Genomic DNA, 15,692 nt, shown 5'->3' with positions numbered 1-15,692 from the left:
ACGTAAGTCATGCGATTTTCGCCGAATTTCGATCCGGGCTGTGTTTTTCAGCGTATAAAGCTACACTGGAAAGCAAGCCGAATACAAACAAGGTTCGGCGACCAACCGAGGAACCCGATCGATGAACGTGCACCCCCGCGACATTGAGGACACGCCCGACAATGACGAAGCCGCAGCCGCTCTGAAGACGCTGCGCAAATGGGCCGAGTCCGCAACCGAGGCCGAGATCAGCCAGCTCGATCCGGCGATTGCGCGCCTTGTGCCTGGTCTGGTGCCCGTGAATTATCCGTCCCTGTCGCGCGAATACCCTGATGGGTTCACGGTCGACAGCGCGTATCGTGCGACCTTGCCGGACCTGCAGAATGGCCCGTCCAGCTTGATCCGGGGCGCAAAGCAACAAATCCAGCATGTTGGTATCTCGAACTTCCGCCTGCCGATCCGCTTTCATCGCAAGCGCGGCGATGACTTGACGCTTGAGACCTCGGTGACCGGGACTGTCAGTCTGGATGCCGAAAAGAAGGGCATCAACATGTCCCGGATCATGCGCTCGTTTTACAAACACGCCGAGCGTACGTTCAGCTTTGAGGTCATGGAGGCCGCGCTGGATGACTATATGACTGATCTGGACAGCTTTGACGCCCGTATCCAGATGCGGTTTTCCTATCCCGACCGTGTGCAAAGCCTGCGGTCCGGTTTGGAAGGATACCAGTATTACGACATAGCACTTGAGCTGGTTGAACAGGGCGGAGTGCGCCAGAAGATCATGCATCTGGACTATGTCTATTCCTCAACATGTCCCTGTTCGCTGGAACTCAGCGAGCACGCACGCGCAACACGTGGACAGCTGGCCACACCGCATTCGCAACGCTCAGTGGCGCGGATTTCTGTTGTGGTCGATTGCGACGCGGATTGCCTTTGGTTCGAGGATCTGATTGCCATGTGCCGCCGTGCCGTTCCGACAGAAACGCAGGTGATGGTCAAACGCGAGGATGAACAGGCATTTGCCGAGCTTAACGCGGCCAATCCGATCTTTGTCGAAGACGCTGCCCGTTTGTTCTGTGCCGAATTGCTGGCCGATCACCATATCGGCGATTTCCGCGTGGTCGCAAGCCACCAGGAAAGCCTGCACAGCCACGATGCGGTGTCGGTTCTGACCGAAGGTCCGACCTTTGTGTCACCCAGCCTGGACCCGCGGCTGTTCACCACCCTGTTCCACGTCGGGTGACGGGGCAGGGTGGATCAATAAAGTATCATTTTTAGACCAAGAGCGGTTTTCCGCCGCAGCGCGGCAATTCATGCTGCATTTGCACGGTCATTCAAGTAACACTGCTGTGGAATGCAGCCGTGGCAGGCGAATTTCTGTTCGTGCGTCTGCCATTCTGAAAGGAAGCTGAGACGTGCGACGCTCAGGACTTCGTGACTGCTTGATCCGCCCGAAAAATCGGGACGGGCAGCTCAATTCACTCTTTTGCAGGCTGCATCGCTTTCAGAGGAGAACTAAAGTATGAATCCAATTTCCCAACCGCTGGAATTTCAGGCTGCGGCCATCCGAGTGGCCGGCTATGCGGTTAGCAACCAAATGAAAATTATGCAGATTTTGACCCGTTCGGCGATGGAGCTGCCGTTTGTGTCGGTTAGTGCCTTGCACGCGTCGGCTGCTGCTCCGGCCCCGGCTGCACCCTCGGCAAAACCCGCGCCGAAGGCCAAATCGGTTGCCAAGGCAAAACCTGCGGTGGTGGCCAAGCCCAAGCCTGTAGCCCGCAAGAAAGCCGCCGCAAAACCTAAGGTCGAATCACCCAAGTTGACCGCGACCAAAACGGTGGCTGCTGTAACCAAACCCACTCTGGTTGCAGCCAAATCGACCGAAGTTGCAGAAAAGCCTGCCGCCAAGCCTGCCGTCGCCAAAGGGCAGCCAGCGGCCAAACCCGCAGCGGCAGCCAAACCAAAGCCTGCCGTTGCTAGAAAAACACCTGCGCCAAAACCGGCAGCGGTTGCCAAGCCGAAACCTGTGGCAGCGAACACCACAGTGCCAAAGACACCGGCCAAACCAACCGCACCCAAGCCGGTCGCGGCGAAACCTGCACCTGCCAAGCCGGTCTCAGCGCAGCCTGTGCCTGCAAAAGCCGATGCTGCAAAGCCCGAGGTGGCACAGGAAGCTGCGGCGCGTCGCCCGCGCGCCCCGTCTAATCCGCCCGCGATGCCAACAACGGCACGCAAAACGGACGGGTAAAACCCGACACCGGCTTGACACAGTCGTGCAGGCGCGCCAACGCTGCGCCTCATGACGGATATGCGCCCGGTTGGATATGTGATTGGCCTATTGGTCGCCATTCTTGGGGCGACCATGCTGCTGCCTATGCTTGCGGACTTCATCGAAGGCCGGGGCGAATGGCACGTTTTTCTGGAAAGCGGCGTCATCACGATTCTGACCGGCGTCATTCTGGCGATGAGCTGCTCGAACGGGGTGGGCGAAGGTCTGACGATCCGTCAGACCTTTTTGCTGACCACAGGGGTCTGGGTCGCACTGCCGTTTTTTGGCGCCATCCCGTTTCTGTTCGGCGAGACCGAACTGCGCTTTGTCGATGCGTATTTCGAGGCGATGTCGGGCCTGACGACGACAGGCTCGACCGTGATTTCCGGCCTCGATAACCTGCCACAGGGGTTGCTGCTTTGGCGTGGCCTGCTGCAATGGCTGGGCGGCATCGGCATCATCGTCGTGGCCATGGTCTTCTTGCCCGAGCTTCGCGTCGGGGGGATGCAAATCTTCCGCTCGGAAGGATTTGAAACCATGGGGAAAATTCTGCCGCGTGCGCAAGAGATCGCGGGCCAGATTTCCCTGATCTACGTCTTTCTGACGATTGTTTGCGCGCTGGTCTATGCAGGTCTGGGGATGGGCTTTTTTGATGCCGTGGTGCACGCGCTGACGACGATCTCAACGGGCGGGTTTTCAAATTATGACGCGTCCTTTGGCACGTTTTCCGGCCCGGCAGAATATGCGGCCGCAGTCTTCATGATCCTCGCGGCACTGCCGTTTGTTCGTTACGTCCAATTCGCCAATGGCAATACGAGGTCCATTTTCCGCGACAGCCAGATACGGACCTTTCTGGCGACCATTCTTGTGCTGGTGGTCATTATGGCGGTCTTTCTGACCTCCGTTTTCCCGCATCATTGGGAACAGGCTGTTCGGGAATCACTGTTCAACATCACCTCGATCATTTCGGGTACCGGGTATGCCAGCGTAGATTACATGGGCTGGGGCAGTTTCCCGATCATGATGTTCTTTCTGATCGGTCTGATTGGCGGCTGCGCGGGTTCAACCGCCTGTTCTATCAAGATCTTCCGGTATCAACTGCTGTTTGCTTCGATTAAGACCCAGATCCGCCGCATCCGCTCACCTCATGGTGTTTTTAAGCCGCAATATGATGGCCGTTCGATTGGTCCGGACGTCCTGACCTCGGTCATGAGCTTCTTCATGTTTTTTGTGCTCTCGTTGGGCGTGCTGGCCTGGGCGCTGGCACTGACGGGATTGGATTTCATAACTGCCGTCTCCGGTGCAGCCACAGCGCTGGCCAATGTAGGGCCGGGGCTGGGGGATCAAATCGGACCGGCCGGCAACTTTGCAGGGCTCAGCGACACCGCGAAATGGCTGCTGTCAATCGGTATGCTGGTAGGGCGGCTTGAGCTTTTGGCCGTTTATGCACTCTTCACTGTCCAGTTCTGGAGGAATTGATGAAAAGACCCCTTGGTGCGCAGATTTCGCATATGCTGCGGGATCGCGGAGTGGATGTGATCTTTGGTATTCCCGGCGTGCACAATCAGGAAATGTATCGCGGGATCGAAGAGGCCGGAATCACCCATGTGCTGGCCCGGCACGAGCAGGGGGCAGGGTTCATGGCCGACGGCTATGCCCGTGCGACCGGCAAGCCGGGTGTTGCATATGTCATCACCGGACCGGGGTTGTGCAATATCATGACACCGATGGGGCAGGCCTATACGGATTCTGTCCCGATGCTGGTGATGTCCTCGTGCCTTGATGAAACGCAAGGCGTGCACGGGCAGTTGCACCAGATGAAAGACCAACGCGCTGCGGCTGAAACCGTGACTGACTGGTCGCATCAGGCGAATACCGCTCAGGCCGCTTATGGTCTGGTCGAGCGGGCGTTTGAAGAGTTTGAACTCAGCCGTCCACGTCCAAAGCACATTCAGGTGCCGATTGCACAGCTTGAGGCCGATGCTGATCCGGCACCGTTTCCCAACCAACCTGGTTTGCGCTCAAAAGTTCTGCCGCCGGACTTGGCTCCGGTAATGTCCATGCTGAACATCGCACGGCGCCCGTTGTTTATTCTGGGTGGTGGTGCGCGGTCGAATCTGTGGCGGCAAATCCTGACGCAGTTGGGTGCGGCCTGTTTTACCACGTATGCCGGGCGCGGAATGGCGGGGTTGGGCTATGCCTTGGACTACGGAGCCATGTTGCCACGACCGGGCAGCGCCGATGTTATCGCTTCCGCCGACCTTGTGGTCGTCGTGGGCGCGGAATTGGGCGAGGTCGACCTGTGGCGAAATGCATTGGGCCACACCGGCAATCTGGTGCGTATAGATGTGGACCCGAAGGTTCTGTCCGATCACCATCGCGCCGCAGTGAAATTACAGGCTGACGGGGAAAGCTTTGCCCATGCACTTTGGGCGGCTATCGACCATGTTAAACCTTCGACGGGCTGGACAGCGGAGGAAGTCGCTGACACGCGCCGCCGTTGGCGGGCCGAAGTGGATGCGGAACGACCGGGTATCGTCCCGGTGCTGGATGCCCTTCGCGCGGCGATGCCCGGCGACACCATGATCTATTCTGACATGACCCAATTCGCTTATGTCGCCAAAGAGGTTTGGGATATGGGCTATCCCTATCACTGGCACCATCCGACCGGATTCGGCACGCTTGGCTATGCGCTGCCGGCCGGAATTGGCGGGGCTGTGGCGCGCCGAGGTAAGCCTACAGCGGTGATCGCCGGGGACTACGGTTTTCACTATACGATGCAAGAGCTTGGTGCAGCAGTCGAACTGGGCCTGTCTCTGCCGATTATCCTTTGGGACAACGGAAAGCTCAAAGAGATTGAGGACAGCATGGTCCGAGGTCAGATCGCCCCAAATGCGGTTGTCGCGCGGAACCCGGATTTCTGCAAACTCGCCCAGGCCTTTGGCGCGTTGTCCTCTGCGCCCTCCAGTTTGCCCGAGATGCAAGAGGCGGTCCGAGCCGCCTTTACGGCCCCGGTCCCGACACTGATCCGTGTCACGCCGGATATCCTTTAGCCAACAAAAAAAGCGCCGCTCGGACGAGCGTCGCTTTGTGCAATTTGGCGCAGAGATCAATCCCAGCAATGAACCAATACGGTCATTCCGGTCGCCCGGCGGCTGAGTTCATTGGGCGAGATTTGCGCCGTCGGCTGACCCGATTGACCGGACACACCCGCCTTGGCCAGAACTTCGTTCAGACTGTTGGCCGTTGCAGCAAGGCTGACGGACGCGGGCAGGGTGCGTCCTTCGGTCGGGGTTGGCAGCAGCATGCCAACAACCTGGCCATTGCCGTTAAATACCGGTCCGCCCGCATCGCCGGGCTGGGCCGCCAATGCCAGACGTTTCACGCCGTTTTCTCCGTTCAGGCCGCGCACATCAGCGATCTGACCAAAGGTGAGTGTCGGTGCGCCCAAGGCGCCTTCATACGAGAAGCCCGACACCGCGATCTCAGATTGAATACGCGGCGCATCGGCGCTGAATTCTGCCACGTTGACCGGAACCAGATTGCGGCTGGGGCGCAGAACTGCCACGCCCAGATCTGCATCTGACAAGGCGACCTGGAACTCCTGATCGTCATCAAGCGTGATGCGTGTGCAGCTGTCCGCTGCCTCAAATACGGTCAGAACCGTGCCGATTGTATCAGCGAAAAAGCCCGAACGGGACAGGCGCGGTGTGCGTACCTGCAGTCCGGACACCAGATCAATCCGCTGCTCGGCCTTGGCACCCGCTGCGGCGTCCAGCACCGTGCCAGTTGCGGTAAAGCCGGTCTTCATTGCGGCTAGCACTCTGGCGCGCCGGGCATCGTCACCCTCGGGCCAAACCAGTGCAAAGCCTTTGATCTGGCCATCGTCCAGCCGTGCTTCGCTATAGGTCACGATCCCCTTACCGCGCCCTTCCAGCGTAAAGCTGTCGCCGCGCAGCTGCCGTGGGCCATCGAGCGGAACGATTTCCAGCGATTGCAGCACCTCATAAAGGGCGCGCAGCGTGGCTTTGTCGCCTTTCTGACTGATCAACAGGGCCTTGGCGTCCAGATCGGTTGTGCTTTTGAAGTGAACAAACGGGGCCTCATAACGGTCGAATGCGATGACACCCATCGGCAGATCCAAATCGATACCGGCCTGCGGGTCGGAGTAACGCTCCATCCCAACGCTCAGAAGGGGGGCGTTAAAGTCGTCAATCAACGCCTTGCGCTGTGCGGTCGTCAGAACGCCGGTTGCTTCAAAGCCGTTGAACCGTTGCCAGTCGCCCATGGAGCGCCGCGTGCCTTGGCCAAATGCGCCATCGATCGTTGAATTGTAAAAACCCGCGGCCTGCAGGGCGGTTTGCAAATTCATGCGTTCCTGCGTGCTTAGAAGACGCTCGCTTTGCAACGCTTGTGAGCGTGTCTCGTCAGAGGCCTGCGGGGTTACGCCAACAACCGGCTGTTCCGGCTGGGGTTCAACTGGTGGTGTCACGACACCCCGGTCCAATATGTTCTCTCCGACCGGCCAGAATTGCTGACCCAGTGCACTAGAAAACGCGATATAGCTGTCCGCAGGGATTTGCCCCTCGGCGCGGTAAACGCTTAGAACCTGTTCCGCGTCGTTGCGCAAATAAGGACCGATAACAATGGCATACCAGCCAGAGTTCAATCGAAACCCGTTTACGTCCGGCAGGGTGCCGGCATAGGCCCGCGCACGTTCCTGCGCTTCGCGCAGCGAGGGCTGCGCTTCGACCTGCACCCAGACGCCTGCGTCCTGCTGTGCAAAAACAGCGCGCGCGCCGATGAGAAAAAGAAACAAAATTGCCGTAAATATGCGAGTCATTGTCTGCCCGTGTCTGCAGTGTTTTATCTTTGCCGGACCCTACGCGAAACAACGTACTGAAAGCCATGCCCGGAATACGGGGAATTTCCAGTGTGGCTGCGCAGTGACAGCATAGGCTTTGCCGCCCGTTGACGCCCAACGGCCCCTTGCATAGGAAGGACAAAACCCAACGGAACCGGGCGCAGTGGCGTCCAAAGGGAATGTCATGACCGACCAGTCCAGCGCACCACGTTCTTTTCAAGAGATTATCTTGCGGCTTCAGACCTATTGGGCCTCAAAAGGCTGCGCCATTCTGCAGCCCTATGACATGGAGGTTGGTGCAGGTACGTTCCACCCGGCGACCACCTTGCGCGCGCTGGGGTCGAAAACCTGGGCCGCAGCCTATGTGCAGCCTTCGCGCCGCCCGACGGATGGGCGCTATGGCGAGAACCCCAACCGGTTGCAGCATTATTATCAGTATCAAGTGCTGATCAAACCCAGTCCGCCGGATTTGCAGGACCTGTATTTGGGCTCGCTTGAGGCGATTGGCATCGACATGAACCTGCATGACATCCGGTTTGTCGAGGATGATTGGGAAAGCCCCACCCTTGGCGCATGGGGTCTGGGTTGGGAAGTTTGGTGCGACGGCATGGAAGTCAGCCAGTTCACTTATTTCCAGCAGGTCGGCGGCCATGATTGCGCACCGGTCTCGGGCGAGCTGACCTATGGTCTGGAGCGTCTGGCGATGTATGTGCTTGGCATCGACCACGTGATGGACATGCCGTTCAACGATCCGCAGTCACCAAGCCCGCTTTCCTATGGCGATATCTTCAAGCAGACCGAAGAAGAATACGCCCGCTGGAACTTTGACGTGGCCAACACCGAAGTTTTGTTGCGCCACTTCGAAGAAGCCGAAGCTGAGTGCGCCGCCATTCTGGCACAAGAGCATGACGACCCAAAAACTGGCAAGCGCATCATCATGGCGCACCCAGCATATGATCAGTGCATCAAGGCCAGTCACGTGTTCAACCTGCTGGACGCACGGGGCGTGATCTCGGTAACCGAGCGTCAGGCCTATATCGGCCGCGTGCGGGCCTTGGCTAAGCAATGCGCAGACGCATTCCTGCTGACCGAGGCCGCCGGGTTCCAAGCTTAATGCGCCGCTCAGGCCAGTCCGGGCAGCAAGACCTTAAGGCCAGCAGCGATCATGCTGATTGCGATGGCCGACAGGATCATGCCCATGAACCGGCTCATGATAACACGAGCATTGTCAGACAGACGTTTGGCAATGGCTGCGGCGTTCCAAAATGTCACGAACAGCAACAGCAGGACGGCCAGAAAAACGCCAGCGTAAACAATGGCATCTACCGGTTTATGGATGTGGCTTGCATACAGGATCAACGTAGTGATTGTGCCCGGCCCGACAAGGATCGGAAAGGCCAGCGGATAAAAGGCAACCGTGTCCGGTTCAGGATAGGATTGCCGTTCCCCCTCGGTTCCGTGATGCGACGTGCTGGGCTTTCCGTTCAGCATGTTCAGGCCAATCATCAGAACGACCAGACCACCCGCGACGCGCAGGTCATCGACGCTGATGCCGAACAGGCTGAGCGTTTGACTTCCCACAGCCGCAAACGATGCGCCGAGGATCAGGCAGTAGAGCGCCGTCTTTGTAGCCACTTTGCGTTGCTCAGCCGGGGCAAGGCCGTCGGTGACGCTAAGAAACACTGGCAGGTTCGTGATTGGATTCATGATCGCAAAAAGCGCTCCGAAGAATCCTACTGCAAGGGTGCTGTCCATTTCAAAAGTCTCTTTCCGGCCTGTAATCAATTGGAACCTGTCCTATTTTTACCGATCGTGAAAGAGGCATCGTGAGCAAAAGGAAAAGACGATGACAGGAAAAGTGCTTGCGATCATAGTGCTGATCTCGGCGGCAGTAGCCGGTTTTGGGATGTATTACCTGCAGATCTACGGATTTTATTATGACGTGGAATCCAAGCCCGGTCAGGATGTCATGTTAATGACGGAAGGGGCCGAGGCGCCGACGCCTATATCCTACAGTGCGTTTCAGGCGATTGACGCGGACAGCTCACCCATCCGCTACCGTGCCTGTTTCGAAACGGATCTGACGCTTGCGCAGATTAAGGAAACCCATGTCGCGGTCGAGAATGCAGAGCCGCTGACCGCGCCCGGATGGTTCGATTGCTTTGAGGCCGTGGCGGTGGCGGATGCCCTGAAATCAGGCGAGGCCAAAGCCTTTCTGGGCGCAAAAAACATCCACTTTGGCGTTGACCGAATTGTTGCCGTTACAAATGGCGGCAAAGGCTATGTCTGGCACGCGCTGAACAATTGCGGCGAAAAGGCCTATGACGGCACCGTGATTGGCGAAGAATGCCCGGACCGGCCACAGAATTGAGGATAAGATGACCGCCGAGACCCTGCAGATACCTGATTTCCTGACCGCTACGTTGGGTTTTGCGGTGTATCTTTTGGGGGTAGAGATCAATGCGCGCGTCGCCGCATTGCGCCAGTTTAACATTCCCGAACCTGTCACGGGTGGCCTGCTGGCCTCACTGGTCGTGCTGATATTGTATCTGGCCTTCGATCTTGAGCTGTCCTTTGACCTTGCCACACGGGATTTTCTATTGGTGGTGTTCTTTGCGGGCATCGGGTTAAACGCGCGGCTCTCTGACCTTATATCAGGCGGCAAGCCTCTGTTTTTACTTTTGATCCTGACTTTGGCGACGATAGTCGCGCAAAACGGGATCGGGGCAATTGGGGCGTCTATGTTCGGGTATCCGGCGCAGGCTGGGGTTCTGTTCGGCTCGGCATCTCTGATCGGCGGGCACGGAACTGCGATTGCCTGGGCACCCGAGGTGGCCGAGGCCACCAGTCTGGACGGCGCAACTGAGCTAGGCGTTGCCGTTGCAACACTTGGGCTTGTTCTGGCTGCTTTGGTTGGTGGACCGATAGCGCGGCTTCTGGTCGAAGGGCGCAACCTCAGCCCTGCACGCCCCGACGAGGATCACACAGTGGGGCTTCCCACTGACGGCGATGACGTGTCCAGCAAAATCGATCATCTGTCGATCATGCGCGTTCTCCTGTTCCTCAACCTGGCGATCATTGCGGGGTATTCGCTGGGCGAGGCGATCAGCGCTGCCGGTTTGAAGCTGCCGCTGTTCGTGCCTTGTCTCATCATGGGCATCGTCATCGCGAACCTGCGCGCATGGCTTGCACCCAGCCGCCCACCAATTGAACGCACCCCCTCGCTGGCGTTGATTTCGGAATTCTCGCTGGGTGCGTTTTTGGCCATGTCATTAATGAGCCTGCAGCTTTGGACCATCGCGGAACTCGGCCTTGCCATTGTGGTCATCATGTCGGCCCAGACCTTGTTCGCAGTGGCATTTGTGATCTGGGTTCTGTTTCCTGTCATGGGCAGCAATTACCGCGCCGCCGTTCTGGCCGCCGGTTTCGGAGGCTTTGCCCTAGGGGCCACCCCGACTGCTATTGCAAATATGACCGCTGTCACCAAACGATATGGCCCATCGCCTATTGCTTTTATCGTATTGCCCCTTGTATCCGCATTCTTTGTGGATATCGCTAATGCCATCGTCATTCAGACGATCGTTAATTTCTAAGGACCGAATATGCCCGACCTGCTGATCGAATTGTTTTCCGAGGAAATCCCCGCGCGCATGCAGACCCGTGCCGGCGAAGACCTGAAAAAGCGGATCACCGATGGTTTGGTCGAGGCCGGTTTGACCTACGCATCTGCTGCTACGCTGACAACGCCGCGCCGCCTAACGCTGGCGGTCGAAGGGTTGCTTTCGGAAAGCCCCATGATCCGCGAGGAACGCAAGGGTCCGAAAGTCGGCGCGCCGGACAAAGCCATCGAAGGTTTCCTGCGGGGCGCAGGTCTGACCCGCGATCAACTGGAAGAGCGTGAAACGCCCAAAGGCGCGGTTTATTTCGCCACCGTCGAAAAACCGGGCCGTCCCGCTGCCGAGATCATCGCCGAGGTACTCGAGGCGACGATCCGCAACTTCCCCTGGCCGAAATCCATGCGATGGGGCAATGGCGGTCTGCGCTGGGTGCGTCCGTTGCACTCGATCCTGTGTATTCTGACCGATGAGGCTGGCGCGCAGGTCGTTCCGATGGAGATCGAAGGCATCAAGTCCGGCGATACCACGGAGGGTCATCGTTTCATGGCCCCGGGTCGGTTCGCCGTGTCGTCCTTTGAGGATTACGCCGCAAAGCTGAAACGCGCATTCGTTGTGCTGTCGCCTGCAGAACGCGCTGAGCATATTTGGAACGACGCCCAGAACCTTGCCTTTGCGGCGGGTCTGGAAGTAGTCGATGACAAGGGCCTGCTGGCCGAGGTCGCGGGTCTGGTGGAATGGCCAGTTGTCCTGATGGGGCAGATCGACGACGAGTTTCTGGAACTGCCTCCCGAGGTTCTGCAGACCTCGATGAAAGAGCATCAGAAGTTCTTTTCCGTGAAGAACCCCAAAACGGGCCGGATTGAGCAGTTCATCACTGTTGCGAACCGTGAAACCACCGACAATGGCGCGACTATTCTGGCAGGGAACCAAAAGGTGCTGTCGGCCCGTCTGGCCGATGCCAAATTCTTTTGGGAGAACGATCTGCGCGTTGCCAAATCGGACATCGCCCAATGGACCCGCGCGCTGGAGAATGTGACCTTCCACAACAAGCTGGGAACTCAAGCCGAGCGGATCGACCGCATCGCGGCGCTTGCCCGCGAATTGGCCCCGGTGACGGGCGTGGATGCCGATCAGGCCGAGAAAGCCGCTCGATTGGCCAAGGCCGATTTAAGCTCCGAGATGGTCTATGAATTCCCGGAACTTCAGGGGCTTATGGGTCGTTATTACGTCGAAGCCGCCGGCGAGGACGCCGCCGTGGCCGCCGTGGCGCAGGAACATTACTCGCCGTTGGGGCCGTCGGATGATGTGCCCACCGCGCCGTTGTCAGTAACTGTGGCGCTGGCCGACAAGTTGGACACGCTGACCGGGTTCTGGGCGATTGAGGAAAAGCCCACGGGATCGAAAGACCCGTTTGCCCTACGCCGCGCGGCGTTGGGCGTGACGCGATTGATACTCGAAAACGATTTGCGTCTAAGATTGGATCGGTTCTTTGATAGCCAGTTGGTTCGGGCAGAGGGTGCCATCAATGACGCGTTGCCGAAATCAGATGTCGAGGACCTGCTGGAAGAAATCGCGGGTCACGGCGTCTTCGGTGCAGCCTTCAAAGCGGTCAAAGACAATCTCGGCGACAAGCCGACCGCTGAATTTCTGGGGTTGGAGAAGAAAGTCCCGGACGCGTCCGACGATCTCCTCTCCTTCTTCCACGACCGACTCAAAACCTTCCTCCGCGACGAGGGCATTCGCCACGACATCATCGACGCCTGCATCGCGATGGACGGCAATGATGACCTCAACCTGCTGGTCAAGCGCGCCCGCGCGCTGAATGCCGTGATCGCGACCGAGGATGGCGAAAACCTCGTGCAGGGGTTCAAGCGCGCCAACAATATTCTGACCCAGGCCGAGGAAAAGGACGGGGTCGAGTATTCCTATGGCGCTGATATCAAATTTGCGGAGACTGACAGTGAAAAGGCTCTGTTCGGCGCGTTAGAAGCTGCACAGGCCAAGATCGACCCGGCGCTGAAAGCCGAGGATTTCCCAAGTGCGATGTCGGCCATGGCCGACCTGCGCGGCCCGGTGGATGCGTTTTTTGAGGATGTTCAGGTCAATACCGACAATGACATCCTGCGCCGTAACCGCCTGAACCTGCTAAGCCAGATCCGTCAGGTCTGCTCCAGTGTTGCTGATCTGAGCCGCATCGAAGGCTGATCCAGAACGCCCTTGCGCCATTGGTGCAGGGGCTTATGCTGCGGTGAAATCAAAAGGTGCCGCAGTGCAGAATAATCCGCATACTACGCTTATCACGTCCGAAGCGCCCGTTGCTGCCAACACGCATGGCGGGCGGGCGAAATGTCTGCAACGTCTGGTTCGTCTGGAACTGCCGGTTCCACGAACGGTCGCGTTGTCGTTTGATGCGGTGCATCAGATATCGGATGGGCAGGTGCCGGATTTGGCCGCTGTTCTTGAGCAGTTTGAACAGACCGCGCTGCTGTGTGTCCGGCCCAGTTCAGAAGATCCCGATTGGGGCGGCCCGGGTGCCATCCTGAACATCGGCATGAATGACGCGCGCTATGTTGACCTGTCGGATTCGATGGGGGTCGAGGCCGCGGCTGCGCTGTATCTGCGCTTTGTCCAAAGCTACGCGGTTCATGTTGCGCGGCTGGACCCGGATGTGTTTGACGAGATCGATGCAGATGGCCGTGAGGGGCTGCAGAAATCTCTGAGGGCTTACGAAGACGAGACGGACGAAGCCTTTCCACAGGATCGCGGAGAGCAGCTGATTGCCGTGCTGCGTTCGATGGCGCGCGCATGGGAGGGCACCTCGGCGCGATTGTTGCGTCAGGCAAAGGGGGCGCCGGCGGACGCGGGTCTGGGTTTGGTGATCCAAGAGATGATCCCCGGCGTTGGGCAGGGCGAGTGCGGATCGGGTGTGCTGCAACTAATTGATCCGACCACTGGATTGCCTCAGATCACCGGTCGGTATCTGAGCCAAAGTCAGGGGCGGGATGCGCTGGGGGAAGGCGTCGCGGCGCTGTACCTGGAAAAGGATCCGCGCGGAAAGTCCCTGGAGGAGGTCGCGCCCAAGGCATTTGCGGACCTCAAAACGCATGCGGCGCTGATGCGGGTCAAGCTGCGCGAGGAAATGCAGGTCGAGTTCGTGATTGAAAACGGCCACGTTCACATTTTGGATGGTGTCCGGGTTCAACGCAGCGCACGCGCGGCGATGCGGATCGCTGTGCGCCTGGCCGAAGACGGGATCATTCCTCCGCAAGAGGCTGTAATGCGGGTTGATCCACATTCCCTGAACGAGCTGTTGCACCGGCAGGTTCACCCTGATGCGGAACGGGACACCCTGACCACCGGAATTGCCGCCAGTCCGGGTGCTGCGACCGGCAAGATCGTGTTCACCTCGGCGGAGGCGCAGGCAAGCGCCGCGCGGGGAGAGCCGTGCATTTTGGTGCGTCGCGAGACCTCTCCGGAAGATGTGCGCGGTATGCATGCCGCCGTGGCGGTCCTGACGGAAAAGGGCGGCATGACCAGCCACGCGGCCGTGATTGGCCGGGGCTTGGGTCTGCCGTGTATCGTCGGCGCGTCCGAGATGCGGTTTCAGACAAAGAAAAAACAGCTGATGGCTCCCGACGGGCGGGTCTTCAAAACCGGCGACACATTGACCATCGACGGTAGCTCGGGGCAGGTGTTGGCTGGGAAGCCGACGATGCTCGAGGCCGCGCTGGATGACTGTTTTCAGACCCTGATGGGCTGGGCTGACGCAGAGCGGGACATCGCAATTCGCGCCAATGCGGACACACCCGCAGACGCACAAACAGCGCGGAACTTCATGGCGCAAGGGATCGGGTTGTGTCGGACTGAGCACATGTTCTTTGACCCCGGTCGTCTGATCGTAATGCGCGAAATGATCTTTGCGCAGACCTCATCCGGTCGCGAAGCGGTGTTGGAACGCTTGTTGCCGATGCAGCGCGATGACTTCGCGCAGCTTTTCCGGATCATGGAGGGACAGCCTGTCTGTATCCGTCTGTTCGATCCACCGTTGCACGAGTTTCTTCCGACGACGCGCACCGGCCAACGCGAACTTGCCGAAGCGCTGGACCTGCCAGTCTCAGATGTCGAACGCAGGGTCGACGCCATGACCGAATATAACCCGATGCTGGGCCTGCGCGGCGTACGTCTGGGTGTGACGGTTCCCGAAATCTACGACATGCAGGCGCGTGCGATTTTCGAGGCGACGCTTGAAGCCAGCAAAGACGGCGCACCGGTGGTGCCCGAGGTGATGATCCCGCTGGTATCCGCCAAGCGCGAGGTCGAACTGGTCAAGGCGCGCATCGATTCTGTGGCAGCAGCCGTCGCCGGTGAACGCGGGCAGGAATTTGAGTATCGGCTAGGCGTGATGGTCGAAACCCCTCGTGCCTGTTTACGGGCAGCCGAGATCGCGCCGCAAACCGCGTTTTTAAGTTTCGGAACCAACGACCTGACGCAGATGACCTATGGCCTGTCCCGCGATGACGCTGGTCGGTTCATGTCGGCCTACGTCCGGCAGGGTGTCTTTGTCGAAGATCCGTTTCATGTGTTGGATGCGGACGGAGTTGGCGAATTGCTTAAGCTGGGGGCTGAACGCGGCAGGCAAGCACAGCCAGAAGTGACATTGTCAGTCTGCGGTGAACATGGCGGAAACCCCGAATCAATCGCCATTTGCCGGGAATTGGGCTTTGACTATGTGTCCTGTTCGCCCTTCCGGGTGCCCGTCGCTCGGCTGGCTGCCGCTCAACTGGCGATTTCGTCCAGACTTGGGGGTTGACAGAAGGGCGGCACTCTAGAATTAGTAGGTAACAGAAAGCGCCGTCGTCAAATATTGTTGACGAAACGGCGATTTTCCACTTGCTTTTCCGTCAGAACTGGACGTCGCCGTTTGAATTCGGTAAGAGCCTCATCGCGCCCGCCGGGGGAG

11 protein-coding genes are annotated in these 15,692 nt (G+C 58.7%); 9 read left to right on the top strand and 2 right to left on the bottom strand.

The annotated features are described in order from the left end of the window. The first annotated feature begins 121 nt into the window (after nt 1–121). The 4 genes from folE2 to AC2FJE_RS03040 all read left to right on the top strand — a co-directional run bounded on the left by folE2 (nt 122) and on the right by AC2FJE_RS03040 (nt 5,304). Nucleotides 122–1,225, top strand: coding sequence for a GTP cyclohydrolase FolE2 (folE2, locus tag AC2FJE_RS03055; protein WP_496695036.1), 1,104 nt, complete (start codon nt 122–124; stop codon nt 1,223–1,225). A 279-nt stretch (nt 1,226–1,504) separates the two neighbouring features. Further along, complete coding sequence (locus AC2FJE_RS03050; protein ID WP_496760620.1) at nt 1,505–2,230, top strand: hypothetical protein; 726 nt, start codon at nt 1,505–1,507, stop codon at nt 2,228–2,230. 51 nt (nt 2,231–2,281) lie between these two features. Beyond that, nucleotides 2,282–3,730 (top strand): TrkH family potassium uptake protein, encoded by a 1,449-nt coding sequence (locus AC2FJE_RS03045; RefSeq protein WP_282168562.1) that lies wholly within the window; start codon nt 2,282–2,284, stop codon nt 3,728–3,730. Beyond that, entirely contained in the window at nt 3,730–5,304 is a 1,575-nt protein-coding gene (locus AC2FJE_RS03040; protein WP_496760619.1) for a thiamine pyrophosphate-binding protein, read from the top strand. Before AC2FJE_RS03045 ends, AC2FJE_RS03040 begins: the two co-directional genes overlap by 1 nt. A 56-nt stretch (nt 5,305–5,360) precedes the next feature. On the opposite strand, the gene AC2FJE_RS03035 is transcribed toward AC2FJE_RS03040, so the two are convergent. Beyond that, on the bottom strand, nt 5,361–7,094 hold the full coding sequence (locus AC2FJE_RS03035; RefSeq protein ID WP_496760618.1) for a serine protease: 1,734 nt from the start codon (nt 7,092–7,094) through the stop codon (nt 5,361–5,363). A gap of 205 nt (nt 7,095–7,299) precedes the next feature. Here AC2FJE_RS03035 and AC2FJE_RS03030 point away from each other — a divergent pair, with 205 nt between their 5' ends. Next, nucleotides 7,300–8,229, top strand: a complete 930-nt coding sequence (locus AC2FJE_RS03030; RefSeq protein ID WP_058274256.1) for a glycine--tRNA ligase subunit alpha — start codon at nt 7,300–7,302, stop codon at nt 8,227–8,229. Between the two features lie 8 nt (nt 8,230–8,237). Here AC2FJE_RS03030 and AC2FJE_RS03025 read toward each other — a convergent pair whose 3' ends face one another. Then, nucleotides 8,238–8,870 (bottom strand): MarC family protein, encoded by a 633-nt coding sequence (locus AC2FJE_RS03025; protein ID WP_058277621.1) that lies wholly within the window; start codon nt 8,868–8,870, stop codon nt 8,238–8,240. A gap of 91 nt (nt 8,871–8,961) precedes the next feature. Between AC2FJE_RS03025 and AC2FJE_RS03020 the strand changes: the two genes are divergently transcribed. From AC2FJE_RS03020 to AC2FJE_RS03005, 4 genes are read left to right on the top strand one after another with little or no spacing between them, the layout of a single operon-like run. Next, nucleotides 8,962–9,486 (top strand): DUF6446 family protein, encoded by a 525-nt coding sequence (locus AC2FJE_RS03020; protein WP_496753621.1) that lies wholly within the window; start codon nt 8,962–8,964, stop codon nt 9,484–9,486. Between the two features lie 7 nt (nt 9,487–9,493). Further along, nucleotides 9,494–10,708, top strand: a complete 1,215-nt coding sequence (gene gltS, locus AC2FJE_RS03015) for a sodium/glutamate symporter (RefSeq protein WP_496753623.1) — start codon at nt 9,494–9,496, stop codon at nt 10,706–10,708. A gap of 9 nt (nt 10,709–10,717) precedes the next feature. Continuing rightward, nucleotides 10,718–12,937: a glycine--tRNA ligase subunit beta gene (gene glyS, locus AC2FJE_RS03010; RefSeq protein WP_496753624.1), complete on the top strand. Its 2,220-nt coding sequence runs from the start codon at nt 10,718–10,720 to the stop codon at nt 12,935–12,937. Between the two features lie 43 nt (nt 12,938–12,980). Then, nucleotides 12,981–15,542 carry a putative PEP-binding protein gene (locus AC2FJE_RS03005; RefSeq protein WP_496753625.1) on the top strand — a complete coding sequence of 854 codons (2,562 nt, stop codon included), beginning with the start codon at nt 12,981–12,983 and terminating at the stop codon, nt 15,540–15,542. The last annotated feature ends 150 nt before the right edge of the window (nt 15,543–15,692 follow it).

It is taken from the genome of Ruegeria sp. CDSC002 (genome assembly GCF_059610905.1).
This window is presented reverse-complemented; position numbering and strand designations above follow the sequence as displayed.